Source organism: Roseovarius sp., assembly GCF_965277045.1.
Lineage (GTDB): Bacteria > Pseudomonadota > Alphaproteobacteria > Rhodobacterales > Rhodobacteraceae > Roseovarius.
In genome coordinates, this window is sequence record NZ_OZ255712.1 from 4,017,268 (window position 1) to 4,042,237 (window position 24,970).

At 64.9% G+C, this 24,970-nt stretch carries 27 protein-coding genes; 15 read left to right on the forward strand and 12 right to left on the reverse strand.

Annotated elements, in window-relative coordinates:
- Nucleotides 1–86: 86 nt before the first annotated feature.
- Nucleotides 87–860 (reverse strand): type 1 glutamine amidotransferase domain-containing protein, encoded by a 774-nt coding sequence (locus ACQY4V_RS20030; protein ID WP_428514780.1) that lies wholly within the window; start codon nucleotides 858–860, stop codon nucleotides 87–89.
- 160 nt (nucleotides 861–1,020) lie between these two features.
- Between ACQY4V_RS20030 and ACQY4V_RS20035 the strand changes: the two genes are divergently transcribed.
- On the forward strand, nucleotides 1,021–1,785 hold the full coding sequence (locus ACQY4V_RS20035) for a class II aldolase and adducin N-terminal domain-containing protein (protein WP_428514782.1): 765 nt from the start codon (nucleotides 1,021–1,023) through the stop codon (nucleotides 1,783–1,785).
- A 63-nt stretch (nucleotides 1,786–1,848) separates the two neighbouring features.
- Here the strand turns inward: ACQY4V_RS20035 and ACQY4V_RS20040 are convergent, their stop codons facing one another.
- On the reverse strand, nucleotides 1,849–2,403 hold the full coding sequence (locus ACQY4V_RS20040; RefSeq protein ID WP_428517313.1) for a YqgE/AlgH family protein: 555 nt from the start codon (nucleotides 2,401–2,403) through the stop codon (nucleotides 1,849–1,851).
- A 161-nt stretch (nucleotides 2,404–2,564) separates the two neighbouring features.
- Here ACQY4V_RS20040 and ACQY4V_RS20045 point away from each other — a divergent pair, with 161 nt between their 5' ends.
- A complete protein-coding gene (locus ACQY4V_RS20045) occupies nucleotides 2,565–3,362 on the forward strand; it encodes a protein-disulfide reductase DsbD domain-containing protein (RefSeq protein ID WP_428514784.1) in 798 nt (265 codons plus the stop codon).
- Here the strand turns inward: ACQY4V_RS20045 and ACQY4V_RS20050 are convergent.
- From ACQY4V_RS20050 to ACQY4V_RS20075, 6 genes are all read right to left on the reverse strand, one after another.
- Nucleotides 3,341–6,733, reverse strand: a complete 3,393-nt coding sequence (locus tag ACQY4V_RS20050) for an efflux RND transporter permease subunit (RefSeq protein ID WP_428514786.1) — start codon at nucleotides 6,731–6,733, stop codon at nucleotides 3,341–3,343. The two genes, ACQY4V_RS20045 and ACQY4V_RS20050, sit on opposite strands and share 22 nt — an antisense overlap.
- A gap of 3 nt (nucleotides 6,734–6,736) precedes the next feature.
- A complete protein-coding gene (locus ACQY4V_RS20055) occupies nucleotides 6,737–8,191 on the reverse strand; it encodes an efflux RND transporter periplasmic adaptor subunit (RefSeq protein ID WP_428514788.1) in 1,455 nt (484 codons plus the stop codon).
- 96 nt (nucleotides 8,192–8,287) lie between these two features.
- Nucleotides 8,288–8,830 (reverse strand): molybdenum cofactor biosynthesis protein B, encoded by a 543-nt coding sequence (moaB, locus tag ACQY4V_RS20060; protein WP_428514790.1) that lies wholly within the window; start codon nucleotides 8,828–8,830, stop codon nucleotides 8,288–8,290.
- Between the two features lie 7 nt (nucleotides 8,831–8,837).
- On the reverse strand, nucleotides 8,838–9,458 hold the full coding sequence (locus ACQY4V_RS20065; protein WP_428514792.1) for a LysE family translocator: 621 nt from the start codon (nucleotides 9,456–9,458) through the stop codon (nucleotides 8,838–8,840).
- On the reverse strand, nucleotides 9,458–10,051 hold the full coding sequence (locus tag ACQY4V_RS20070) for a metallophosphoesterase family protein (RefSeq protein ID WP_428514794.1): 594 nt from the start codon (nucleotides 10,049–10,051) through the stop codon (nucleotides 9,458–9,460). Before ACQY4V_RS20070 ends, ACQY4V_RS20065 begins: the two co-directional genes overlap by 1 nt.
- Nucleotides 10,048–10,830: a uracil-DNA glycosylase gene (locus tag ACQY4V_RS20075; RefSeq protein WP_428514796.1), complete on the reverse strand. Its 783-nt coding sequence runs from the start codon at nucleotides 10,828–10,830 to the stop codon at nucleotides 10,048–10,050. Before ACQY4V_RS20075 ends, ACQY4V_RS20070 begins: the two co-directional genes overlap by 4 nt.
- A 167-nt stretch (nucleotides 10,831–10,997) precedes the next feature.
- On the opposite strand from ACQY4V_RS20075, the gene ACQY4V_RS20080 reads away from it, so the two are divergent.
- From ACQY4V_RS20080 to ACQY4V_RS20120, 9 genes are all read left to right on the forward strand, one after another.
- Nucleotides 10,998–11,948, forward strand: a complete 951-nt coding sequence (locus ACQY4V_RS20080) for an aspartate carbamoyltransferase catalytic subunit (protein ID WP_428514798.1) — start codon at nucleotides 10,998–11,000, stop codon at nucleotides 11,946–11,948.
- Complete coding sequence (locus ACQY4V_RS20085; RefSeq protein ID WP_428514800.1) at nucleotides 11,945–12,502, forward strand: hypothetical protein; 558 nt, start codon at nucleotides 11,945–11,947, stop codon at nucleotides 12,500–12,502. Before ACQY4V_RS20080 ends, ACQY4V_RS20085 begins: the two co-directional genes overlap by 4 nt.
- 17 nt (nucleotides 12,503–12,519) lie before the next feature.
- On the forward strand, nucleotides 12,520–12,948 hold the full coding sequence (locus ACQY4V_RS20090; RefSeq protein ID WP_428517315.1) for a hypothetical protein: 429 nt from the start codon (nucleotides 12,520–12,522) through the stop codon (nucleotides 12,946–12,948).
- Nucleotides 12,945–13,475 carry an aspartate carbamoyltransferase catalytic subunit gene (locus ACQY4V_RS20095; RefSeq protein ID WP_428514802.1) on the forward strand — a complete coding sequence of 177 codons (531 nt, stop codon included), beginning with the start codon at nucleotides 12,945–12,947 and terminating at the stop codon, nucleotides 13,473–13,475. The genes ACQY4V_RS20090 and ACQY4V_RS20095 overlap by 4 nt, the downstream gene beginning before the upstream one ends.
- Nucleotides 13,472–14,755 (forward strand): dihydroorotase, encoded by a 1,284-nt coding sequence (pyrC, locus tag ACQY4V_RS20100; protein WP_428514804.1) that lies wholly within the window; start codon nucleotides 13,472–13,474, stop codon nucleotides 14,753–14,755. The genes ACQY4V_RS20095 and pyrC overlap by 4 nt, the downstream gene beginning before the upstream one ends.
- Nucleotides 14,748–15,353 (forward strand): glycerol-3-phosphate 1-O-acyltransferase PlsY, encoded by a 606-nt coding sequence (gene plsY / locus ACQY4V_RS20105; protein WP_428514806.1) that lies wholly within the window; start codon nucleotides 14,748–14,750, stop codon nucleotides 15,351–15,353. Before pyrC ends, plsY begins: the two co-directional genes overlap by 8 nt.
- A 124-nt stretch (nucleotides 15,354–15,477) precedes the next feature.
- Complete coding sequence (locus ACQY4V_RS20110; RefSeq protein WP_428514808.1) at nucleotides 15,478–16,011, forward strand: GbsR/MarR family transcriptional regulator; 534 nt, start codon at nucleotides 15,478–15,480, stop codon at nucleotides 16,009–16,011.
- 24 nt (nucleotides 16,012–16,035) lie between these two features.
- Entirely contained in the window at nucleotides 16,036–16,461 is a 426-nt protein-coding gene (locus ACQY4V_RS20115; RefSeq protein WP_428514810.1) for a hypothetical protein, read from the forward strand.
- Between the two features lie 13 nt (nucleotides 16,462–16,474).
- The gene (locus tag ACQY4V_RS20120; protein WP_428514812.1) at nucleotides 16,475–16,813 is read left to right on the forward strand and encodes a hypothetical protein; all 339 of its coding nucleotides are present in this window, start codon (nucleotides 16,475–16,477) and stop codon (nucleotides 16,811–16,813) included.
- Nucleotides 16,814–16,932: 119 nt separating this feature from the next.
- On the opposite strand, the gene ACQY4V_RS20125 is transcribed toward ACQY4V_RS20120, so the two are convergent.
- From ACQY4V_RS20125 to ACQY4V_RS20135, 3 genes are all read right to left on the reverse strand, one after another.
- Nucleotides 16,933–18,303, reverse strand: a complete 1,371-nt coding sequence (locus tag ACQY4V_RS20125) for a glutamate--cysteine ligase (protein WP_428514814.1) — start codon at nucleotides 18,301–18,303, stop codon at nucleotides 16,933–16,935.
- A gap of 63 nt (nucleotides 18,304–18,366) precedes the next feature.
- A complete protein-coding gene (locus ACQY4V_RS20130; RefSeq protein WP_428514816.1) occupies nucleotides 18,367–18,879 on the reverse strand; it encodes a hypothetical protein in 513 nt (170 codons plus the stop codon).
- Nucleotides 18,876–19,604: a 16S rRNA (uracil(1498)-N(3))-methyltransferase gene (locus ACQY4V_RS20135; protein WP_428514818.1), complete on the reverse strand. Its 729-nt coding sequence runs from the start codon at nucleotides 19,602–19,604 to the stop codon at nucleotides 18,876–18,878. Before ACQY4V_RS20135 ends, ACQY4V_RS20130 begins: the two co-directional genes overlap by 4 nt.
- A gap of 11 nt (nucleotides 19,605–19,615) precedes the next feature.
- Between ACQY4V_RS20135 and ubiA the strand changes: the two genes are divergently transcribed.
- The 4 genes from ubiA to ACQY4V_RS20155 all read left to right on the forward strand — a co-directional run bounded on the left by ubiA (nucleotide 19,616) and on the right by ACQY4V_RS20155 (nucleotide 24,189).
- Nucleotides 19,616–20,581: a 4-hydroxybenzoate octaprenyltransferase gene (gene ubiA, locus ACQY4V_RS20140; RefSeq protein ID WP_428514820.1), complete on the forward strand. Its 966-nt coding sequence runs from the start codon at nucleotides 19,616–19,618 to the stop codon at nucleotides 20,579–20,581.
- 63 nt (nucleotides 20,582–20,644) lie between these two features.
- Nucleotides 20,645–22,567 carry an OmpA family protein gene (locus ACQY4V_RS20145; protein ID WP_428514822.1) on the forward strand — a complete coding sequence of 641 codons (1,923 nt, stop codon included), beginning with the start codon at nucleotides 20,645–20,647 and terminating at the stop codon, nucleotides 22,565–22,567.
- Nucleotides 22,554–22,877, forward strand: a complete 324-nt coding sequence (locus ACQY4V_RS20150) for a hypothetical protein (RefSeq protein WP_152491165.1) — start codon at nucleotides 22,554–22,556, stop codon at nucleotides 22,875–22,877. The genes ACQY4V_RS20145 and ACQY4V_RS20150 overlap by 14 nt, the downstream gene beginning before the upstream one ends.
- Before the next feature lie 226 nt (nucleotides 22,878–23,103).
- On the forward strand, nucleotides 23,104–24,189 hold the full coding sequence (locus tag ACQY4V_RS20155) for a TonB family protein (RefSeq protein WP_428514824.1): 1,086 nt from the start codon (nucleotides 23,104–23,106) through the stop codon (nucleotides 24,187–24,189).
- A gap of 191 nt (nucleotides 24,190–24,380) precedes the next feature.
- Here the strand turns inward: ACQY4V_RS20155 and ACQY4V_RS20160 are convergent, their stop codons facing one another.
- Nucleotides 24,381–24,944, reverse strand: a complete 564-nt coding sequence (locus tag ACQY4V_RS20160; RefSeq protein ID WP_428514826.1) for a helix-hairpin-helix domain-containing protein — start codon at nucleotides 24,942–24,944, stop codon at nucleotides 24,381–24,383.
- Between the last annotated feature and the right edge of the window lie 26 nt (nucleotides 24,945–24,970).

Sequence of the window (24,970 nt, forward strand, 5' to 3'; positions counted from 1 at the left end):
AGTTACTTTTGAAGATATGGAGACGTAGGGTGGGTCTTCACCCACCCTACGAGTGAGGCGCTTGGTTCGGCTTGCATGCCTGACGGTCAGGCGGCCTGCTTATTCCGATCCAGTGCGTCCAGCACCATCTGTGCGACCTTCTCGGCGGATTGCGGGTTCTGCCCGGTGATTAGGTTGCCGTCTTGCACAGCGAAAGGCTGGAAGTCCGGAGCGCTGTGATGGTCGGCACCAAGAGCCTTGAGCCGGGACTCCAGAAGAAACGGCACGGCCTTGTCGAGACCCACGGCGCGTTCCTCGCTGTCGGTGAATGCGGCCACCTTGCGACCGGCGACAAACGGCGCGCCGTCGGGCCGCGTCGGGCCGGCGAGGGCGGCGGGACCGTGACAGACAGCGGCGATGAGCTTGCCGTCGCGGTCGAACGTTTCGATCAGGCGGGCGAGGTCGGGGTTGTCGGGAAAGTCGAACATCGTTCCGTGCCCACCGGGCAGGAAGACAGCGTCGAAATCGGACGGATCGAGGGAATCGAAGCGCGGTGTCTCGGCAACGGCAGACTTGGCTGTGGTGTCGTCCATGTAGCGCTGAACCGATGTTTCTCGGTCGTCTTCTTCGGCAAGGCTTCGGGCATCCACGGGAACTTCCCCGCCTGAAATGGACGCGAGCGTGACGTTCGCGCCCGCGTCGCGGAACGCGTAGTAGGGCGTTGTCAGCTCTTCCAGCCAGAGGCCGGTGGGCTCGCCATCACTCATGCGCTTGGCAGAGGTGGCGATGATGAGGATATTGGAGTGCGTCATGATCGTCTCCTTTTTAGAATCAGCTGGTAACGCGCCCGATCGCGTCGGGTGCGCCTTCGGTGCGTTCATGTTTCTGGAGTTTGAACGCGCGAACGAGGGGTAGATTTCCATCGGAACGCCGATTTTTGAAGGACCGGCAGAAAAGGGTCCCGAGATCCGTGGAAACGGGTTTGAAAATTTTGCTTCATTGGCGCAGTCTGCAGCCCAACCCCGGACAAGGAGACGCACCATGCTGCAGACTGGAAACCACGATACAGTGGCGAACATCGCCCATTGGAAAGAGCGGGTGGAACTGGCGGCCGCGTTTCGCTGGACCGCGCGGCTGAACATGCACGAGGCCGTGGCGAACCATTTCAGCCTGTCGGTGAACGCGGACGGCACGCAGTTCCTGATGAACCCCAACCAAGTGCATTTCAGCCGGGTCAAGGCATCGGATCTGCTGTTGATCGACGCCAACGACCCAGAAACGCTGAAGCGGCCCGGTGCGCCCGATCCGACCGCATGGGGACTGCATGGCGGGGTGCATCGGGGCTGTCCGCATCACCGCTGCCTGATGCATGTGCATTCGATCCACGCCACGGTGCTGGCCAGTCTGGCCGACAGCCACCTGCCACCGATCGACCAAAACTGCGCCACGTTCTTCAACCGCTATGTCATCGACGACGGCTATGGCGGGCTGGCGTTCGAGGACGAGGGCGAGCGCTGTGCGGCGATGCTGGGCGATCCGGCCAAGAAAGTGATGATCATGGGCAATCACGGCATACTGGTGATGGGCGATTCCGTCGCGGATTGCTTCAATCGCATGTATTACTTCGAGCGGGCCGCCGAGACCTATATCCGCGCCTTGCAGACGGGACAGCCGTTGCGGGTGCTGTCGGACGAGGTGGCCGAGAAGACCGCGCGCGAGATGGAAGATTATCCGGGGCAGGGCGACCGGCACCTGGCCGAACTGATGGAAATCCTCGACGCGGAAGGGTCGGATTACGCCGCGTGAGGCGGGGTGGGCCAAAACTTTTCATCAAAAGTTTTGGCAAAAGCTTTCAAAAAGCTTTTGCCGTCAGGCACGGCCGGCCTCGGACGAGAGGGTGACGGAACTGACGCCCAGTTTCTGCAGGGCGGATTCCCACTTGGTCGCGTCGGCGTGGGAGAACACGATTTCCTTGTCGGCCTCGACTGTCAGCCAGGCGTTCTGCGACAACTCGCTTTCCAGCTGGCCGGGGCCCCAGCCGGCATAGCCCAGGGCCACGATATTGCGCAGGGGGCCGCGACCCAGCGCAAGATCCTCGAGGATGTCCATTGTCGCGGTCATGGCGAAATCGTCGTTCACGTCCAGCGTCGAGATCGCCGAGTGGTAGCCGTAATCATGCAGAACGAAGCCGCGACCGTGTTCCACCGGGCCGCCGAAATGCACAGGCAGGTTGGTCATGTCGCGCCCCTGCGCGATGTCGAGTTGTTCCAGAAGGTCGCTGAGCCGCAGGTCGTCGGCGCGCTTGTTGACGATAAGACCCATGGCGCCCTCGGGGGAATGGGCGCAGATGAAGACCACCGACTGTGCGAAGCGGTCGTCGCCCATGGCGGGCATTGCGATCAGCAGTTTTCCGGTCAGGTCAATGTCGCTCAAGGCGGTCCCCGGTGGTTTGGTTGCAGAACCCATGATGGGGGTGCGGGGCGCTCTGTGCAACCATCCCACCTTGAGAGTGGCGGGATTTCTCGCTTCAATGTGAATTGGCAAAGCCGGTGAAACCCGCCATGAGAGGCCGCATGCGAAAGATCATGACCCTATTGAAAGCTGCTCTTCTGGCCATGTGCGCTGGGTCCGTTTCGGCTCAGGATACCGCGGACATGGTGCGGGTCGAGGTGCTGCCGGGATGGCGGGCGGCGGATGGCAGCCACTACGCGGGTCTGCGGCTGGACCTTGCGCCGGGATGGAAAACTTATTGGCGCAGTCCGGGCGAGGCCGGGGTGCCGCCGCTTTTCAATTGGCGGGGGTCGCGCAACCTTTCGGGCGTCGACGTGATCTGGCCGTCGCCCAAGCCGGTGCCGCAATTCGGCTACATGACCATCGGCTATGACCATGACGTGGTGGTGCCGTTGCGCGTTCGCCCCAAGGCGAATGGGCGCGACGTGCGTCTTGAGGGGCAGCTGGAGATCGGGGTGTGCAAGGATATCTGCGTACCGATCAGCGTGAACGTGGCGCAGGTGTTGCCAAGTGCCGCGAAAAAGCCGGATCCGGCCATCGTGGCGGCCCTGACCGAGCGGCCCTATGGCGCCGAGGAGGCCGGCGTTCGGAGCGTGGCCTGCCGGTTGTCGCCCGTCGAGGGGGGCGTCGAGTTGATCGCGACGATCCGGATGCCGAAACTGGGCGTGTCGGAATACGCGGTGGTCGAGGCGGGTGATCCGAGGCTTTGGGTCTCTGCGCCCGAAACGACCCGCCAGGGGGAGACATTGGTAACGCGTGCAGTTCTGAGCCATGTCGACGGGCGGTCGTTTGCAGTCGACCGCCGGAGCCTGCGCTTTACGGTGCTGAGCCGGGGCGGCGCGGTGGATATTCAGGGCTGCTCGGCGGGCTGACGGCGCAGGGCGTGGCGGATCGCGACCACGGTGTAGAGCAGCAGTACGATCAACAGGCTTCCAACGGCGAAGAGCAGCAGCGCCGCCGGCATCGGCGCGGCGAGGGCCAGTTCGGAGAGTGGCCCTGGCAGGCTGTCGGTTACCGCCGCTGTGCCAAGCGTGGCGGCGAAGAGTGCCGCGATGGCCACTCCGCCCGCCAGCATGACGCCGCGCAATTCCCTGGGTTTGGAGCGCAGGGCGCGACGCAGGGAGGCGGTCTGGCGCGCGACGTCGGACTGGATGGCGATGATCGCGGGCACCAGGAGCAGCACGAGCACCATGCCGAAGGCGAGGCCGTAGACCAGCGTGATCACGGTGGGCTTGATGAACTGCGCCTGCGTCGATTGCTCGAAGAGAAGCGGGGCAAGACCCAGCACGGTCGTCAGCGTGGTCAGCATTACGGGGCGCAGGCGGTCGACGGCGCCCTCGATGATGGCGGGGATGATGCCGCGTTCCTTGGCGTAGTCGTCGATCGTGGTCACCAGCACGATCGAGTCGTTGATGATGATGCCGGTCATGCCCAAAAGCCCCACGACGGTGAACATCGACAGGGGCACCTCCCAGAAGGCATGGCCGTAGATCGTGCCGACAAGGCCGAAGGGGATTATGGACATCACCACGATGGGTCGGGTCCAGCTTGCGAAGACCCAGGCGAGGACGAGGTAAATGCCGGTGAGCGTCAGGATCAGTCCCAGCCGCGCGTCGTTCAGGAACTCGTTTTCCTGTTCGGCAAGGCCGCCCAGTTGCCATTCGACCTGGTGGACGCTGGCGATGCGCGGGAGGATCTGGGTCTCGAGCGCGGTGCTGATTTCGGCGGCGCGGGCGGGGTCGTCCTCGGAGATATCGCCGGTGACGTTGATGTGTCGGATGCCGTTTTCGCGCCGGATGGTGGAAAAGCCCACACGCTCGGTCACGCTGACGATGTCGGCGAGGGGCAGGTAGGCGCCGGTGGGCGCGCGGATCTGCATGCGTTCGAGGAAGTCGGCGGTGAGTTCGGATTCGGGCACCTCGACGCGGATCTCGGCGCTGCGGGCGCTGTCGGGATAGGTTGCGGCCTCGATCCCGTTCAGGCGATGACGCAGGACCGTGCCCAGGTCGTCGATGGTGAAGCCGAGCGCCAGGCCCTGCGGCGTGAGCTCGAGGATGAGTTCCTGCTTGTCATAGGCCAGGTTGTCCTCGACCGCCGAAACCTCGGGGTAGTCGAGCAGCGCGGATTTGAGCGCCTCGGAGGCGTCCTTCAGCGTTTCGGCACTGGCGCCGTAGAATTCCACGTCGAGCGCATCGCCGCCGGGACCGGAGCGCCAGCCGCGGAAACTGAGTTCCTCGGTCAGGGGATGGCGGATGACGGCGTCTTGCAACTCTGCCACGAAAGCGAAGGAGGAATAGGGACGCAGATCGGGGTCGATGAGTTCGATCGAGATGCCGCCAAGCTGGTCGGGTTCCTTGGTGTCGGCCCCGGCGAGGCCGCCGCCGGAATTGCCGCCGATCTGGGCGATGGCGAACTTGACGGGGTTGGCGCCGTAGCGGTCCTCGTAATCAGCGCCGAGGTCTTCGACGGCAGTCTGGATCTGGCGCATCATGGCCAGCGTGTCGTCCCGCGTGGCGCCGGGGGCCATGGAAAAGTTGCCGGTGACGCTGCCGCGTTCGGGGGCGTTGAAGAAGCGCCATTGCACGTCGCCCTTGATGAAAAGCGCGGCCTGCGAGGCCAGGAGCACGATGATGCCGGCCAACACCGGGTAGCGGGCGCGGATCACGAGCGCCATGAAGGGGCGGAAGGCGCGTTCGCGCAGCCAGACGAAGCCGCGATTGACCGTACGGGAGGGCCAGTCATACCAGCGTTCCTTGCCCGCGTGGGTAAGCGCGTGGGACATGTGGTGCGGCAGGATCAGGAAGCATTCCACCAGCGAGGCGGTCAGCACCACGATCACGGTGAAGGGGATGTCGATGATCAGGTCGCCGAAGCGGCCGCCGATGGCCACGAGCCCGAAAAAGGCGATGAGCGTGGTGAGCGTGGCGGAAAAGACCGGCAGCGCCATGCGCCGGGCGGCGCGTTCGGCGGCCTGCACGGGGTTTTCGCGGTACTTGCGCACGCGGGCGTCGGCGTGTTCGCCCACGACGATGGCGTCATCCACCACGATGCCCAGCGTGATAATAAGCGCAAAGAGCGAGATCATGTTGATGGTCAGCCCGGCCGCGTACATCAGCGCGATGGCCGCCAGCATCGCCACGGGAATGCCCGCCGCGACCCAGAAGGCGGTGCGGGCATTGAGGAACAAAAACAGCAGCGAGACTACCAGCAGAAGCCCGGTCAAGCCATTGTCCATCAGCATGTCGAGACGGCCCGAGATGGCGTCCGAGCGTGTGTTGATCAGCGTCAGTTCTGTGCCTTCGGGCAGGGTGGCTTCCATCCGGGCGGCGATTTCTTCGACCTGGGCCTGGATGGCGAGGGCATCGCCGTTGGCAGAGCGGTCGACGCGGATCTGAAGGGCGGGATTGTCGCCGACGAAATACTGTTGTTCGCGGTCGATGCCTTCGACGCGCACGTCGGCCACGTCGCCGATCGTCAGCTTGGAGCCGTCGGGGTTGGAGCGCAGGATCAGCGCCTCGATCTGGTCGGTGGCGCGATTCTCGGTGCCGACCCGGACGCGGGTGGCACCGCCGGTCACGTCGCCCGCCGGATCGGTGTCGGCCTCGGCCGCGATGACGGCGGCGATCTCGGCCATGGTGATTTCGTAGGCGATGAGGTTCGTGGTGGGCACCTCGACGATGGTGTGCGGGGCGGCGACACCCTGAAGCGTGGTGCGGGTGACGCCGGCATCGTAAAGGCGCGTGACCAGCTCGTCTGCAAACTGCCCGAGCTGGGGCGTGGCGACGGGGCCGGTGAGGACGATATCGGTGACGCGGTCGCGCCATGCGCCGCGGGTGACGCGGGGTTCCTCGGCCTCTTCGGGCAGGTCGGTGATGCTGTCGACGGCGGCCGAGACATCGTCGGCGGCACGGCCCATGTCCCAGCCCGGCTCGAACTCAAGCTGGATGCTGGCGGTGTTCTCGCGCGAGGTGGCTTGCGAGGTTTCGACGCCTTCGACGGCGAGCAGCGCGGGTTCCAGCACCTGCACGATGCCGGCGTCGATATCTTCGGCGCTGGCGCCGTCCCAGAGAACTGAAACGCTGACCTCGTCAATAATAACGTCCGGGAAGAATTGCGCCTGCATCCGGGGCGCGGCGGCGAGGCCGAGGACCACGAGGACCACAAGCAGCAGGTTCGCCGCCGTGGGGTGACGGGTGAAATAGGACAGGATCCCGCCGGCGCGCTCGGGAAGGTCGCGAACCATGGGTTAGCTGCCCATGCGGCGTTCGAGCCGTTCGACGGTTTGCGCCGGCACTTCCGGCTGTTCAAGCTGGGCCAGCAGGCGGGTCTTCATGGCGGCGGGAATGTCGGGGCTGTCTTCGACGAACTGGCGCAGGCGGGCGCGGCGGTCTTCGGTAAGTTCGAGCATCTGGGCGGTGTCGTCCGCGTCGGGCGCGTTGCCCAGGGGGCGGACCTTGAGGCCGGGGCCGAGAAGCGGGCTGCGTTCGGTCACGATTTCGAGGCCGTCGAGGCCGTCGCCGGACACGAGGATGTCGTTGCCCTGGCGGCGGACCAGCGTGACGGGGACGGCCCGCAGACGGTCCTCGGCGGTTAGTGCCAGCACGGTGCCGTCCGAGCCAAGCGCTGTGGCGGGCAGGCGGACGATGTTGTCGATGGGCGGTTCCTCGATCAGGACCGAGACGAAGTCGCGGGGTTTGAGGCCTTGCGGGTCGTCGATGCGGGCATAGACCAGACGCCCGGTCTGGCCTTCCTCGACCCCGGCGCTGTCGCGTGTGATGCGGCCGGTGGTTTCCATTTCCAGCCCGAAGACATCGAGGCGGATGCGAACGGGGGCGAGGATCAGGTCGCCGTTTTCGTCCAGCAGGCGGCGGTGTTGCGCGGTGGAGACCCGGAAGGGCACGTCCAGTGCGGTGGTGTCGATGAGATCGGCCAGCTTCTCGTTGGCGGAGACGAGCCGGCCCTCGACGACGCTGACGGCCTGAAGCGTGCCGGTGAAGGGGGCGGTGATGGTGGTTTCGTCCAGCGCCTTCTGCGCCTCGGCCAGCGCGATGCGGCTGCGCGACAGGCGCGTCTGGGCCTGATCGACGCGGGCCTCGGCAGTGGCCTCGGCCTGGCGGCGAGTCAGCACGGCCTGTTCGGCGCTGGCGGCATCCAGCTCGGCGAGTTCGACGGCGGCGGCGGTACCGACGCCGCGCTCTTCAAGGTCAATCTGGCGGTCGAGGGCGCGCTTGCGCAGCTCGGCCTGAGACTGCGCCGCCTCAAGTTCGTCGCGGGCGAGGTTCAGGCCGCGTTCGGCCTCGCGCACCTCGGCCTCGGCATCGGTGAGGTCGGCGCGGGCGAGGTCGAGGGCGAATTGCGCATCGGTCGGGTCGATGCGGGCCAACACCTGCCCGTCGCGGACGCGGCCGCCATCTTCGAAAAGCGAAGTGAGCTCTGTCACGCGGCCCGCTGTATCCGAGCGGATTTCGAGCGTGCGGCGGCTTTCGACCTCGCCATAGGCTGTCAGGAACGGGGTTTGCGTGCCCGGTTCGGCGGTGACGGTGTTGACGGCGAAGACGCGCTCGCGCCGCTCGGGGGCTTCGGTTTCGGCGCTCATGCGTTCCTGCGCGGCGGAAAACACGATCTGCCCGGCATAGGCAAACAGGCCCACTGTCAGGGACAGCAGGAACAGTCCGGTCAGGCTGTGGCGCAGGAACCGCATTCAGATCAACCTTTTAAGCCACTTGGCGCGGAGCAGTCATACCATAAAGATAGACGCCCGCGGCAAGGTTTCATGGGGCTGATACGCGGCCAAAGGTCACTTCCGTCGCAAATGTTCGTCCAGCCGCGGCATTATTTCGACGAAATTGCAGGGGCTGTGGCGGTAATCGAACTGGTAGGCCAGGATTTCGTCCCATGCGTCCTTGCACGCACCGGGGCTGCCGGGCAGGGCGAAGAGGTAGGTGCCGTTCGCCACGCCGCCGGTGGCGCGGGACTGCACGGCGGAGGTGCCGATCTTTTTCATCGAGACGATGGTGAAGACGGTGCCGAAGGCGTCGATTTCCTTTTCATAGACGTCCCTGTGCGCCTCGACCGTGACGTCGCGGCCCGTCAGGCCGGTGCCGCCGGTGGAGATTACGACGTCGATCTCGGGGCTGGCGATCCATTCGCGCAATTGCTCGGTGATCTGGTCGCGCTCGTCGCGGACGACCATGCGGTCGGCGAGGATGTGGCCCGCCGCCTCGATCCGGTCTACCAGCACCGCACCCGAGCGGTCCTGGCTGAGGTCGCGGCTGTCGGAGACGGTCAGCACGGCGATGCGGACCGGGATGAATTCCCTGGTGTCGTCGAAGCGGCTCATGGTCGGGTCAGGTCCTTTCGATCAGGGCGAGGCGCAGGGCGAGGCCGGTGAAGATGGTGGCGCAGACATAGCCGATGCCTCGGGCGAAGCCGGGCGAGCGGGCCATGCGGCGGCCAAGGCCGCCGGCGAAGATGCCGACGGCGGCGTTAACGATGAAGCCGCCCGCCGCGATGACCGCGCCGAGGAGCAGGAACTGAGCCAGCACGCTGCCGCGGGCGGGGTCGATGAACTGCGGCAGGAAGGCCAGCACGAAAAGGATCACCTTGGGGTTCGTCAGGTTCACGACCATCCCGTCGCGAAAGGCGCGGGAGGGTTTGACGGGCGGCGTGTCGCCGGCCGTGGGAGGGTGCCGCAGGGCCTGCCACGCCAGCCAGAGCAGGTAGGCGATGCCGGCCCAGCGGATCACGTCGAAGAGCCAGGGCAGGGTGGCGACGGCGGCCCCGAGGCCAAGGCCGGCCAGAGTGACATGCACCAGGCCGCCCAGCACGATCCCGGCGCTGGCGGCGACGGCAGGGCGCGGGCCGCCGCGCAGGCCCTGGCCGAGGCAGAACATCATGTCCGCGCCGGGTGTGAGGTTCAGCGCCACGGCGGCGGGAATGAAGGCCAGGAGGGTGAGCGGGTCGATCATCAGAGTTCGAACCAGTTGGGGCGGGGGCCGAGATTGACCACCTGCGTGGCGCCGATGCGGCCGGTCACGCCCCAGCTGTCGTGGATATGGCCGCAGAGGGCAAGTTTCGGCTGGATGCGCTCGATGGCGTCGCGGATGGCGGTGGAGCCGACGGACATGTCGAGCGAGGTGAGATCGGCCACGCCTTTGGGCGGGGAATGCAGGACGAGGATGTCGGCGCTTTCGCACGGAGCGAGCAACGCCTCGGCCTCTGCGTTGGACAGGTCGCAGGACCAGTCGCCGAAGGGCGTGACGGGTACGCCGTAGCCAAGGCCGAAGAGGGAAAGGTCGGCGTGGGTGGTTCCGGTGCCGTGCAGCACGGTCATGTTGGGCAGGGCAGTAGCGGAGAGTTCCTGAAAGCTTTCGGCATTGCCCGGCACTGCGATGATGGGAGCGACAATTCCGGACAGCATCTCCATCGCCTCGTCGAGCCCGGCGCGGTGGTTGCAAAAGTCGCCGGCGCCGATCACCAGGTCGGCCTCGGCGCTGGCGGCTACGATTTCGGCGGCGCGGGCGCGTGCGAGATGCAGATCGGAAAAGGCGAGTATCTTCATGACTGTCCTTCGAGGCGGGCCTGAAGGTCGAGCAGGTCGGCCCAGGCGGCACGTTTCTCATGGGGTTTCCGCAAGAGGTAGGCCGGGTGGAACATCGGCAGGGCAGGCTTGCCGAAAGCTTCGGTCCAGTGCCCGCGCAGGCGGGTGATGCCGCGTTTGCCGAGCGCCGCCTGGCAGCTGATATTCCCCATGAGCACGATCACTTCGGGGTCGACCAGTTGCACGTGGCGTTCGACGAAAGGCAGCATCATCGCGATTTCCTGCGGGTTCGGATCGCGGTTCTGCGGGGGGCGCCAGGGCAGGATGTTGGTGATGTAGGCCCCGGTGGCGGCATCGTCGTTCTGGCGCGAAAGACCGATGGCTGCCAGCATCTTGTCCAGGAGCTGCCCGGCACGGCCGACGAAGGGTTTGCCCTGCTGGTCCTCGTCACGGCCCGGGGCCTCGCCGATGATCATCAGGCGGGCGGAAGGGTGGCCGTCTGAAAAGACGAGGTTGCGCGCGCCGCGCTTCAGGTCGCAATGCTCGAAAGCGGCGAGGGCGGATTTGAGCGCATCGAGGCTGGCAGCATCGCCGGCGGCGAATCCGGCCTCGGCGGCGGTGTCGAGCTCGGGTGCCTTGGCGGGTGTCTGGGGCGCCGTGTCGGGAAGTTTGACCGGTGTCAGCCGCTCGGGCGCCTCATAGCGGTTTACCGGCGTGTCGCCGATCGCCTCGGTCGCGCCGAGGTCGATCTGCCAGTCGAGCAGGGCAAGGGCGGTGTGCGAATCCAAGGGGGCGGTCATGGGGCGGAAGATAGCGGCTGTGGCGGGAAGGGGGAAGGTGGGTTGCTTGTAGGGCCGGATGGCCTGCCTCACGGCGAAAGGCAGGTGGGGTGGAACCCCACCCTACGCTTGCCCCACGCGCCGGGCTTTCCTATAAGCGCGCAGGTATTTGGCGACGGAGCGGTGGCATGGCTTTTCAACACGCGCATCTTCTGGGGATCGAACCCCTCGCGCCGTCGGATATCTCTAGCATCCTCGATTTGTCGGACCGCTATGTCGACCTGAACCGCCGCGACCAGAAGCACGCCGATGCTCTGGCCGGGCTGACGCAGATCAACATGTTCTTCGAGAATTCCACCCGGACGCAAGCCAGTTTTGAACTGGCGGGCAAGCGGTTGGGCGCGGACGTGATGAACATGGCGATGCAGGCCAGTTCGATCAAGAAAGGTGAGACGCTGATCGACACGGCGATGACGCTGAACGCGATGCATCCCGATTTGCTGGTGGTGCGGCATCCGCAGTCGGGGGCGGTGGACCTGCTGGCGCAGAAGGTGAACTGCGCGGTGCTGAACGCGGGCGACGGGCGGCACGAGCATCCCACTCAGGCGCTGTTGGATGCATTGACGATCCGGCGCGCCAAAGGCCGGTTGCATCGGTTGAGCATCGCGATCTGCGGGGATATCGCGCACTCGCGCGTGGCGCGGTCGAACATCATCCTGCTGGGCAAGATGGAGAACCGCGTGCGGCTGGTGGGGCCGTCGACGCTGATGCCTGCGGGTATTGGCGACTTCGGAGTCGAGGTTTTCGAGGACATGCGCGAGGGTCTGAAAGACGTGGACGTGGTGATGATGCTGCGCCTTCAGCGAGAGCGAATGGATGGCGGTTTCATACCCAGCGAGCGGGAGTATTATCACCGCTACGGTCTGGATGCCGAGAAACTCGGGCATGCGAAGGCGGATGCAATCGTGATGCACCCCGGACCCATGAACCGGGGGGTGGAGATCGACGGCGAGATCGCGGACGACATCAATCGCAGCGTGATCCAGGAGCAGGTCGAGATGGGCGTGGCCGTGCGCATGGCGGCGATGGACCTGCTGGCGCGGAACCTGCGGGCGAAACCCAAGGAGGTTATGGCATGAGCGAGCGCATCGAGATTCGCGAAACCGAGAGTGGCGTGGTGCGCGTCTTCGACGTGGACCTGAGCCGGGAACAAGCGGAGACGTTCATACGGCGCAATGGAAGCTGGCCGTTGCAGGAGGCGCTGGGGGCCGAGACCCTGGATCCGCATTATGTCGACATGATGCAGATCGAGGATCTGGAAGGGTATGGCCTGAGCCAGTACCTCGAGCAGGGGATGGGCGTTCCCGCGGATGACCTCGAGGACGCGCATGTTCTGATCGAAGGCCTGAAAGGCTCGGTTCTGGTCATCGGATCGGGCGCGTTCGGCGGCCAGGCGCAGGTGCTGACGCCGCGCGCGCCGCTGCGGCTGGTGGCGACATTCAACGAGGACAAGGCGCCGGTGCAGTTTGATCCGCTTCCGAGCGCGGGCGCGCAGGTGGCGCCCGCGACGGAGGAGCCTGACGCGCCGGAGCCGAAGAAGAAGTCGGACGCGGCCATGTCGGGCCGGGTGGCGATGATCGCGCTCATCGTTCTGTTCGTGCTGACGGCGGTCGTGGTCTGGGTGGCCTCTTGAGCGACGCCGTGTCCGTCATGGTGCCGCAGGCGGAACTGGAGCCCGGAGAGCGGGTTGTCGAAAGCTTTCACGCCGACCGAAGAGCTTATTGGCGCGATCATGCATGGATGGCGGCGGGCGCCATGGCACTGGGCATGGTGGTTCTGTGGGCCATCGGCAACCCGCATGTCTGGACAGGTGCCGTGGGCGGGTTGGCCGCGATTGCGGTGCGGGCCGGGTACCTGGCCTCGGACGAGGTGAAAGCCCGCTGGGACTTGACCGACCGGCGTTTGCTGGGGCCGCTCGGCAAGCAGGCCTGGCTGCGGGAGATTGCGCACCTTCGCGTTCTCGGATCGGCGGTGCAGATAGTGACGACCGAGGGCGACAAGCACCTGATCAAGTACCTTGCCGACCGGGACGCCGTGAAGGCCCGGATCGAAGCGGCGGTTGCGGGAGCAATGGCATGACGGCGGACGTCGATGAATGGGACGGTATTCTGAACCCCGGGGAGAAAGTCCTGTGGCAGGGGCGGCCCGATCCGGGTGTCACCATCGGACCGGCCAGTATCGTCACGTTGATTTTCGGTCTGTTCTTCGCGGGGTTCGCGCTGTTGTGGATGATCCTTGCCGCGACTGCGGGCGGGGCGTTCTGGATGTTCGGGCTGATCCATTTCTCGGTCGGCCTGGGCATTGCGTTCGGCGGTATCTTCTGGGAGCCGTGGAAGCGGCGGCATACCTGGTACACGCTGACCGATAGCAGGGCCTTCATAGCGCGGGACCTGCCATTCCAGGGCCGGACCTTGAAGAGCTATCCGATCACCGGCCAGACCAGGCTGGAACTGCGGGATGGCACACCGGGGTCGGTCATGTTCGATCACGAGATGCGCCGGCGTAAGAATGGTCACTACCGCGTCGATATCGGCTTCGAGCGGATCGCGGAGGCCGGCGAGGTGATGCGACTGATGCGGCAGGTGCAGGAAAGGGAAAGTGCATGACGAGGGTGGTGTTCGAGAACGCCCGGATGGTCGACCCGGAGGCGGGCGAGGTCACCGAAGGCTGGCTGCTTGTCGACAAGGGCCGGGTCGAGGCTCGCGGCAGCGGTGACGCGCCCGAAGCCGGCCAAAGGGTGGATTGCAGAGGCAAGTACCTGGCGCCGGGCATCGTGGATCTTGGCGTCAAGGTGTGCGAACCCGGAGAACGCCACAAGGAAAGCTATCGCAGCGCCGGGGCCGCCGCTGCAGCGGGGGGCGTGACGACGATGATCACTCGGCCCGACACGCTGCCCGCGATCGACAGCCCCGAGACGCTGGAATTCGTCGCCCGCCGCGCCAACGAGGCGGCGCCCGTGAACGTGTTGCCGATGGCGGCTCTGACAAAGGGTCGCGAAGGACGCGAAATGACCGAGATCGGGTTCCTGATGGATGCCGGGGCCGTGGCCTTTACCGATTGCGATCACGTGGTGGCCGACAACAAGGTGCTGAGCCGGGCGCTGACCTATGCCAGCAGCCTGGGGGCGCTGGTCGTGGGGCATGTGCAGGATCCGGTGCTGAGCGCGGGCGCGGCGGCGACATCCGGAAAGTTCGCGTCGTTGCGCGGTCTGCCGGGCGTGGGCACGATGGCCGAACGCATGGGGTTGGAGCGGGACATGGCGCTGGTCGAGGCGACGGGCGCAAGATACCATGTGGATCAGGTGACCACTGCCGTAAGCCTGCCGGTGCTGGAGCGGGCACGTGCGGCGGGGCTGGACGTGACGGCAGGGACGTCGATCCACCACCTGACGCTGAATGAACTGGACGTCGCCGACTATCGCACCTTTTTCAAGGTCAAGCCGCCGCTGCGGTCCGAGGACGACCGCCGTGCCATGGTCGAGGCGGTCCGCGATGGCACCGTCGACATCATCAGTTCCATGCACACCCCGCAGGACGAGGAATCCAAGCGCCTGCCTTTCGAGGAAGCCGCCAGCGGAGCCGTGGCGCTGGAAACCCTGCTGACGGCGGCGCTGCGGCTTTACCATGCCGGAGAGTTGGACCTGCCGACGCTGTTCCGGGCGCTGGCTCTGAATCCTGCGAAACGCCTTGGTCTCGACGCCGGGCGACTGACCGAGGGGGCGCCCGCCGACCTGGTTCTCTTCGATCCGGACCTGCCCTATGTGCTGGACCGGTGGACGCTGCGGTCGAAATCGAAAAATACGCCGTTTGACGGGCAGCGCTTGCAAGGTAAGGTTCTTGCAACCTATGTTGCCGGACACGCGGTTTTCGAGAACGTAAATGCCTGATATTCAATCCAGTCTAGCGGTTCTCGCCCTGTGGGCGGCGGTGGGCTACCTGCTGGGGTCCATCCCGTTCGGAATGATCGTGGCCCGTGTCTTGGGGCTTGGAAATCTGCGCAACATCGGCTCGGGCAATATCGGCGCCACGAACGTCTTGCGTACGGGGAACAAACTGGGCGCGTTGATCACCTTGTTGCTGGACGGGGGCAAGGGCGCCGCTGCTGTCCTGCTGGCGAGGGCCCTGGCGGGCGAAGACGCGGCGCAATTGGCCGGGCTGGCGGCGTTCACCGGGCACTGTTATCCGATCTGGCTTTCGTTTCGGGGCGGCAAGGGCGTGGCGACTTTCCTTGGCATCTTCCTGGGGCTGGCCTGGCCCGTGGGAATCGCATGTTGCCTGACCTGGCTGGTCGCGGCGGTGGCGATGCGCATTTCGAGCATGGCGGCAATCTACATGGCGGCGCTGTCGACGGTCTGGATGGTTTTCCTGGGATACCGCGAGTTGTTCGTGCTTGGAATTGTATTGACCCTTTTCATCTTTTTGCGCCACGCGGCGAACATTCGCCGCCTGCGAGACGGCACGGAGCCGAAGATCGGCCAGAAGTGATGCCGGGGGCACCCGCAGGCTTGTCACGAGTTCTCGAACCTCAGGACATTTGCCGCGAGAAATGATTTGACTTTACAATCCTTTCAGTTATTTCTGTCATTACAGAAATTACAGGATTTACGACATGCAACTTTCGCCCGCCACTCAGAATTTCATTCTGCATTGGGGTGAAATGGGCGCCAAGTGGGGCGTGAATCGCTCAGTCGCGCAGATTCATGCGTTGCTGCACGTGATGCCGGACCCGATGACCGCCGAAGACATCAGCGAAACATTGAACCTTGCACGGTCGAACGTTTCGAACGGGCTGAAGGAGTTGCAAGCCTGGAAACTGGTAAAGGTCAGCCGCCAGCTGGGGGATCGGCGCGATCACTTCACGTCCGTCCGTGACATGTTCGACCTGGTGAACGTGGTGATCGAGGGCCGGCGGGAACGTGAGTACGCGCCGACGCTTGCCGCTTTGAAGGCGGTGGCGGAGGAGGCCGAAGCCGACGGGACGCCCAAGAAGGTGCGCGGACGCATCCGCGAGACGCTGGAGACGATGCAGCTGTTCGACGACTGGTACCGAGACGTGGCGCGCCTGCCGCGGGCCGTGCAGCTGAGCGCGGTGAAACTGGGGGCGCGGGTGGCGAAGTTCCTGCCGAAAGGCAAATCCGGATAAAAAATTTGACTGGAGATTTCACGAATGACAGAAATAACTGCAATCACGAAAATACGCGATACCTACGTGATCGATCCCGTAGCGTTCTTTTTCGCGCTGGTGGCCGCACCGCTGGCCGTCGCCGCCGGAGGTTTCTGGGCCTTGGGCATCCCGATCTTCGCGGTTGTGTTCGGCGGGCCCGTTTACCTGGCGATCGGGGCGCCGGTGCTTCTGTGGTATCTCGGGCGCAGGCCGCCCGAACCGTGGCGCATCGCCGGGCTGGCCCTTGTCAGCTTCGGCGCGCCGGCGGCTGTCTTCATGCTGTACCAACTGGTGACCGGCGGCGAACGTGCGGTTCAGGAGTTCTCTCTTTTCGCTGGATTCGGACTGATCTTTGCCCCGCTCTGGGGTGGCGTGTTCGGCATGTTCTACCGCAATTTTCGGCGCGACATCTATGCGCGTCCCATCTGAAGGAGACGAGACAATGTTGACTTACTTGCTGAGCTTTATCGGACTGTCGCTGTTGGCGCTGATCGCCCTGACACGGATGATCGTGCTGATCGGTTCGATGCAGCGGGAGTGCCCCGAGACCGGACCGGCGGCGCGGTTGGTCGCCGTGACCGTGGCGACGGGATTTTGCGCTATCGGCGCGGGGGGCGTGTTTCTCATCGCGGCGGCGTTCCCACTGCTGGCGCAGGCCCCGATGATGGCGTTCTTCGTCGGATTGGGGCTGGCGGTGCTGTGCCTGGGCTTGGGGTTCTCGCACGCGGTAAATACGCTGCGGCTTATGCTTCACAGGTCGAACGTGCTTGTCGATAGCTGAGACCGGAGTTGAAAAAGCAAAAGACCGCCCTTGTCCGGGCGGCCTTTTCTGTTTGTGCGGGAGGCCCCGGGTCAAGCCCGGGGCAGGCTCCCGGGTCAAGCCCGGGGCGGGCGCGCCCATCAGTAGCTGAATTCTTCGTAGATCCGGGTGAGGTCGCCGTTCCAGGCGCCGTGATAGCGGTCGAGCAATTCGTCGGCGGGCACTCGGCCAGAGTCAACGCTTTCCTGAAGCGCGTTGAGGAAGTGGGTCTCGTCCGGGACCATGCCGCCGGCACCGGGGCGGGCGCGGGCCTTGAGGCCGGCCTCGGCGATCGACAGAACCTCGCGCGCGAGATCGTGCATCGAGATGTCGCCAACCTTGGCATCGAGCGCCTCGACGCTGGCGGCGACGCGCAAGGCCTCGCGGGTTTCGGCGTCCCAGCCCTTGGCCACGTCCCACGCGGCGTCGAGTGCGGACTGGTCGTACATCAGGCCCACCCAGAAGGCGGGCAGGGCGCAGAGACGTCGCCACGGGCCGCCGTCGGCGCCGCGCATTTCCATGAATTTCTTGATCCGCGCCTCGGGGAAGATCGTGGTGAGGTGATCGGCCCAGTCCGAAAGGGTGGGCGTCTCACCGGGCAGCGCGGGCAGTTCGCCTTTGAGGAAATCGCGGAAGGACTGACCGAGCGCGTCGATATACTGCCCGTCGCGGTAGACGAAATACATCGGCACATCGAGCGCGTATTGGGCGTAGCGCTCAAACCCGAAGCCATCCTCGAACACGAAAGGCAGCATACCCGTGCGGTCGGCGTCGAGGTCGCGCCAGACTCGCGAACGCCAGGATTTGTGACCGTTGGGCTGTCCGTCCAGAAACGGCGAGTTTGCGAAAAGTGCGGTGGCCACGGGTTGCAGGGCGAGGGCAACCCGCAGTTTCTGGACCATGTCGGCCTCGGATGCGAAGTCGAGGTTGACCTGTACGGTGCAGGTGCGGCGCATCATGGTCTGGCCCATCGTGCCGACCTTCTGCATGTAGGCATCCATCAGCTTGTAGCGGCCCTTGGGCATCATCGGCATGTCGTTGTGCCGCCAGATCGGCGCGGCGCCGAGGCCGATGAAGCCGACGCCGACCTTGTCGGCGACGTCCTTGACCTCGGCCAGATGGACGTTCACCTCGTCGCAGGTGTGGTGGATGGTCTCGACCGGGGCGCCGGAGAGTTCGAGCTGTCCGCCGGGTTCAAGCGACACGTTGGCGCCGTCTTTTTCCAGGCCAATGAGGTTGTCGCCTTCCATGACAGGCGCCCAGCCATGCTTGTCGCGCAGGCCTTCGAGAACGGCGCGCACGCTGCGGTCGCCATCGTAGGGAATGGGTTTCAGCGTATCCTTGCAATAGCCGAACTTCTCGTGCTCGGTCCCGATGCGCCAGGTGTCGCGCGGTTTGCAGCCGCTTTCGAGATACTCTGCCAGTTGGGCCTCGGACTCGATCGGGCCGCCGCCGGATTGGGGGATGGACATGAAGACTTTTCCTGCGTTGCGCGCGAACTTGGAGGAGAGGCTTGGCCCGAATGGGCAGGGGTGTCAATGCAGCCGATTGGAGTATGTGGACCAGACGGTGACGGTTTCGCGATCTTGTGACGAGAGTGCTGCGAGCATTTTCTGCACACGCAGGCCGGGCAGGGTGGCAAAGGCGTCGAAGAGCGTGTCGGCGCCCTGGGCGGTGGTGGGAATCATGAGGGCGGGCTGGCCGGGCTGATGCAGGCCCCAGTGGGCGGGCTTGGCGGCGTGGTCCAGCGTGAGGCGGGACATCTCGGCCAGATCGACCGCGCCGCCGGTGAGTGGGCCGAAATAGGTGATGCGGCCTTCGTCCACCTGCACGATGCCGGGTCCGTTGCTGGCGCTGCGAAACCGGGCGCGTTGCAGCCCGATGAAGCCGAGCGCGGCCCCGATGGGCAGAAGCGCGTAGCCGACCCACGACAGGATGCCGATGAAGCCGAGCGACCACCACGCGCCTAGGGCGATGACGCCCGCGCCGATCAGCACTTCACGCCAGCGGGTGAGGCTTTGGGCAGCTTCGGGACGGATGAAGCTCATGTCCAGTCTCCGAAGCGTTGTTGCCAGACGGTCATGGCAGCCACGGCGGCGGTGTCGGCGCGCAGGATCCGGGGGCCCAGGGATGTGGGATGCGCGAAGGGCAGGGCGTGAAGGCGCGCGCGCTCGGCGTCGGAAAAGCCGCCCTCGGGTCCGATGAGGATGGCCCAGGGTGCTGCTTCGTTGTCCTTGTGTACGCGCTCGCGTTCGCCAGCGAGTGCTTCGTCGCAGAACATCAGCTGGCGGTCCTCGGGCCAGTCGGCAAGCAGGCGATCGAGTTTTTGGAGGTCGGTGACGTCTGGGACATACGTGCCGCCGCATTGCTCGGCGGCCTCGACGGCGTGGGCCTGAAGGCGGTCCTGCCGGATGCGTTCGGAATTGGTGAACTCGGTCTGCACGGGAATGATGCGGGCGGCGCCCATTTCGGCGGCTTTCTCGACGATGAAATCGGTGCGGGCCTTCTTGATCGGGGCGAAGAGCAGCCAGAGGTCAGGCGGGTTTTGCTGGGGGCAGGTCTGATCCTCGACCAGCAGTTCACCTGCCCGCTTGGTCGCTTGAGCGACCGTTGCGCGCCATTCGCCGTCTTGTCCGTTGAAGAGCAGGACGGCGTCGCCCGTGCCCTGCCGCATGACGCCGAAGAGGTAATGCGCCTGGTCGCGGCTGAGAGGAACCGTTTGCCCTTCCCCGAGGGGGTGCTCTACATAAAGCCTGATCTTTGCAGTCGACATGAGGCCAACATATGACCGGACCGAACCAGACGCCAGATGCGACCGGCGAAGTGGCAGATGCGGTCAAGGGCAACTGGGTGGACCGGTCGGCCCCGGCCTGGAGCCGGCCCTATCTGCGATTGAGCCGGGCCGACCGTCCGATCGGGACGTGGCTGCTTTTACTGCCGTGCTGGTGGGGTCTGCTCTTGTCGATGCTGCATGACGGCCGCGCCACCTGGCACGACCTGTGGATCTTCGCGGGCTGCGGGATCGGAGCGTTTTTGATGCGCGGTGCGGGGTGTACGTGGAACGACATCACCGACCGGCATATTGACGGGTCCGTGTCGCGCACCGCGTCGCGTCCGATCCCGTCGGGGCAGGTCAGCGTGATGCAGGCGCTGTCGTGGCTGGTGGCGCAGGCATTGGTGGCTTTCTGTATTTTGCTGACGTTCAACATGGCGGCGATCATCCTCGGGATCATCTCGCTGGCGCCGGTTTGCGTGTATCCCTTTGCCAAGCGGTTCACGTGGTGGCCGCAGATCTTCCTTGGGCTGGCGTTCAATTGGGGGGCGCTGCTGGCTTGGACGGCGCATAGCGGGCGGCTGGAATGGCCGGCGGTGGTGCTGTATTTGGCCGGGATTGCATGGACGCTGTTCTATGACACGATCTATGCCCAGCAGGACGCCGAGGACGATGCGCTTATCGGGGTGAAGTCCACAGCCCGGCTGTTTGCCGGGCGCACGCCGGTCTGGTTGCAGCGGTTCCTGATCGGCGCGGTCAGCCTGATGGCCATCGCGGTGATCGGCGCGGCGGTGAGTGGCTCGGCCCTCGCGGTGCTGGTGGCGTTGATCGGTCCCTGGGCGTTCGGCTGGCACATGTTCTGGCAACTCAGGCAGTTCGACATGGACGACGATCCGACGCTGTTGCGGTTGTTTCGGTCGAACCGGGATGCGGGCCTGCTGCCCCTGCCGTTTTTCGCCGCAGCCCTGTTCGTTTGATTGCACTCGGTCCGCGTGGCGCATAAATAGGCCGGGTGGTAAACAACGGCGAGCCTTGGGTTCATGCGCCTTTCCTCCATCTTCGCCATTCTTGGTACCTTCTTTCTGGCCTTCGTCCTGTGCCTTTTCGCGGCGCGATTCTCGGTGCAAGTGATCGAAGAAGGCTCGCGCAACGCGGTGCGCGACACGCTGGACGAGCGCGGGATGACATGGACGGAAGTGGATGCCGACGGGTTGCAGGTGTTCCTTGCCGGTACGGCACCGTCCGAGGCCACGCGCTTTCGCGCGCTGTCCATCGCAGGAAGCGTCGTGGAATCGGCCCGGATCATCGACCAGATGCTGGTGGCCGACAGCGCCGATATCGCGCCGCCGCGATTCTCGGTCGAGATTCTGAGCAATGACAGCGGGCTCTCATTGATCGGACTGATCCCGGCCGAGACCGACCGCGAGCAACTGATCGAGGACGTGGCCAAGAATGCGCCCGGCAAGGAGGTGACCGACCTTTTGGAGACGGCCGATTATCCGCATCCAGAGACGTGGGATGACGCGATCGGATACGCGGTCGACATCCTCAAGCAGATGCCGCGCACCAAGATCTCGGTCGAGGCCCGCAGAGTGAGCGTGGTGACCATGGCCGACAGCCACGAGGACAAGCGCAACCTCGAGACACAGTTGGCGCGCAAAGTTCCCGACGGGGTGCGCCTGTCACTGGATATCTCGGCGCCGCGGCCCGTGGTAACGCCCTTCACGCTGCGGTACCTGCTGGAAGATGGCGAAGGCAGTTTCGACGCCTGCGCCGCCGATACGGAGGCCGCACGGGACCGAATCCTGGCCGCTGCGGGCAAAGCGGGTTTGCGGCAAAAGGCCCAGTGCACGTTGGCGCTGGGAGTGCCGTCGCCGCAATGGGGTCGCGCGGCCGAGTTGGCCATTGGCGCTCTTGGGGAGTTGGGTGGCGGCAGTGTGACATTCTCGGATGCCGACATTGCATTGGTGGCGGCAGAGGGCACCGATGAAAAGCTCTATGACAGCGTGATCGGCCGGCTGGAGACAAGCCTGCCGGAAGTGTTTGCCCTGAAGGCCGTCTTGCCCAAGCCCAAGGAGGCCGCCGCAGAGGCCCCGCCCGAGTTCGTGGCGACGTTGTCACCCGAAGGGCTCGTTCAGATCCGTGGCCGGGTCGAGAGCGCGCAGGCGCGGGAAATGGTCGACAGCTTTGCCAAGGCAAAGTTCAGCTCTGACGTGGTCAGCACAACCGCGCGGGTGGCTGAAAACCTGCCGACGGACTGGACGGTGCGCGTGCTGACCGGACTGGAGGCATTGGCGTATCTGTCGAACGGGGCCGTGACCGTGGGGCCGGAAAGCATCGCGGTGACGGGTCTGACCGGGCAGCAAGACGCCAGCGCGGAGATCTCGGCGATGTTCGCCGCCAAGCTGGGAGAAGCCGCGGATTTCGACATAGACGTGAATTACCGCGAGGAACTGGACCCGGTGGCGAGCAAACCCACCCCGGAGGAGTGCGAAGCGCAGATCGCCGAGGTGCAGGCCGACAGCAAGATCACCTTCGAGCCGGGCGAGACGGATGTGGATTCCAACGGTGCGCAGATCATGGACCGGATCGCCGATATCCTGAAGGCCTGTGGTGAAATCCGCATGGAAATCCAGGGCCACACCGACAGCCAGGGTCGCGAGGTGATGAACCAGCAACTGAGCCAGGCGCGGGCACAGTCTGTTCTCAACGAGTTGCGGTCGCGCCGTGTGCTGACCTCGGCCATACGGGCCAAGGGATACGGCGAAAGTGATCCGATCGCCAGCAACGACAGTGAAGAGGGCCGCGAGGCCAATCGCCGGATCGAATTCCGGGTCATCCGGCCGGAACCGATCGAAGAACAGCAAACAACGCTTGAAGCGCTGGAAGAAGAAGCGCTAAACGAGACCGATGCGGCGGGGGGCGACGCCGAGCAGGAAACCGGGACGGATGAACAGAACTGAATTTATCATAGCCACGGCGATCGTTTTGTTCGTGGCGTTCTGCATGGGATGGTTCGCCAATTGGTTGGTGCATCGGTTCATTCGGGTGTCAGGATCCGACGTGGGCGAGTTGGAGCGCATGGCGCAGGAGTTGCACGAAGCGGAGGAAACCCGCGACCAGGCGATCACCTACCTGCAGCAGCGCGAGGCGGAATTGACCAACCAGCTGAGCCAGACCGAGGCGGAACTGTCGGCCACGATGGACGGGCTGCGCGAGGCGCGGCACGAGGCCGAGGAATTGCGCAACGAACTGGAAAAGAGCCGCGCCTGACCACGCGGCGCCCCGGGCCGACAGTCGATCACGATAGCGTAGGCCGTGGTTTCGTGCCGGAGCGGCTTGGCGTAATCTGCTGGCGCAGTGGGGCATGGCCCCGTCTCCGAGGTTCCGTGAGCCGTGTTCATGCCTGATAGATGCCTTGCTTTCAAAACGTGCCGGAAAGGCCAAGCCGACGGTCAGAGCGGCCTGTGCCATCCGCGAGGGCCGGCTCGATAGTGGCATGATCAAACGATCCATCCCCGTGGCCGTGGTGGCCATCCTCGTATCGCTGTTCCTGCATGCCGTCGGCGTTGGTTGGCAGGACATTGTTGACGACCCCGAAGACACGCCATCTGCACCGCAGGAGCAGCCGGTGCCGGACACGGGACGCGCCTTCGAGGACCTCGCTGAACCGTTGCCGGAGCCACCGGAGCCGGAGCCGACCGAAGCGGTCGAGCCGCCCGATGTGACCGAACCGGACACGATGCAGACATCCAATGCGATGGTGGCCTCCGACAGCCCCGAGAACGTGACGGCCCCGGACGGCCCCGAGGGCGAAACCGGAAGCCCGGACGAAGGCGCCGGAGAGGAGTCCGAAGACGTTGCCGAGAACAGCGGCGAGGATCAGAGCACATCCGACATCGCGATGATTGCGCCCGATGCGCCGGACGCCGAGCCGCAAGCGCCCGAGGGCGTCGAGCAGGGCACGTCCGAACCTGTCGAGGACACGGTTGAAGCCGAGGAGGCGCGGCAACCCGAGGAGGTCACACCAGAGACCGACGAGGCGGCGCTTGCGCCGACGCCGGAAGCACCTGAGAACGTGATCGCGGCGGAGGAACCGAACCTGGAAGCCTCGGCGGTCACCAGGTCTCTGCGGCCGCCCAGCACCAGGCCCACCGCCGAGCAACTGGGTGTGCCGGAACAGCGCCAGGCACAGGCGCGGCGGACCCCGACCTACGAGTCGCCTCTGACCGCGTACAAGCGCGATGGCACCGACCTGACGGCGCTTGGCCGTATTGGCAGCGCTTCGCCGGGCGATTTCGGAGGATCGGGCGGACAGGGCAACGCCGGTACGACCAATTACGCCGGGCGTGTCCTGATGCAACTCAATCGCGGGCCGCGGATAAACAATCAGGCGACAGGCTCCGCGCGCGTATATTTTCAGATCAATCCGAACGGGTCGCTGGCCTGGGTGCGCATTCTCAACAGTTCCGGATCGGCGGGCATAGACAGCGCAGCAGAGGCCCAGGTACGCAGCGCGGCTCCCTTTCCGCCGCCACCAAGCGGTCAGCCCGAAAAGCTGGTGTTCTTCTATCGCAATCGGTAGTGGCGATGAACGGGCGCAGGAGATGGCAACGATCTGAATAGCGGCCGCGGTATTTCGAACTGGCCACTTGCAACGGTGCTTAGCAGTCAATCAGCCCAATCGTATATCCGGCGGTCCGTTCGAGCCATCCCAAGTCGCATCGGTCGACCATCCAGCTTTTGAGCATCTTGATCTTTGTTCGCGCCGCAAGATCAGGCCTTGGACTTGGCGGCCTTTTTCTTGATTTTCTTGGCCTTCCTGTCTGCCTTGGCCTTGATCTCCTTGGCTTGAAGCTTCAGCTTTTTGGCTGCCTCCTTTGCCTTTGATTTGGCTTTGCCGGACTTCCTTTCGGCTTTATCGGCCGCCTTCCTTGCCGCTTTTCCGGTTTCGCTGGCCTTCTTTTCCGCCTTGGCTTTTAACTTTTTCGCGGCTTTCTTGGCCTTCTTTTCCGCCTTTGAAGGAGCGTCTTTTTTCGCGTCGTCCTTCCCCTTGCGCTCCGCGGACTTGGGGCGCTTCTTCTTGCCGGGATTGGTCTTCGCCGCAGGGCGTGCCACCGCCGCGTCGCGGTCGGTTTGCGACGCGGGGTCGGGTATGGGTGCCGTGATCTGTTTTGCACGTGCGATCAGAACCGGGGCCGTGGCGGCGCCGACACCGCGCACGATCACGATGTCCGAAGGGTGAGCTTTCGCCAGGGCTTCGGCATCCGGTATCCCGGCGGCGATCATTTTTGAGGCAAGGCCCGGGCCAATGCCCGTTATGCGCGTGAGGTCTGTCATTCTGGATAGTTCCGTGAGTGGTTTGT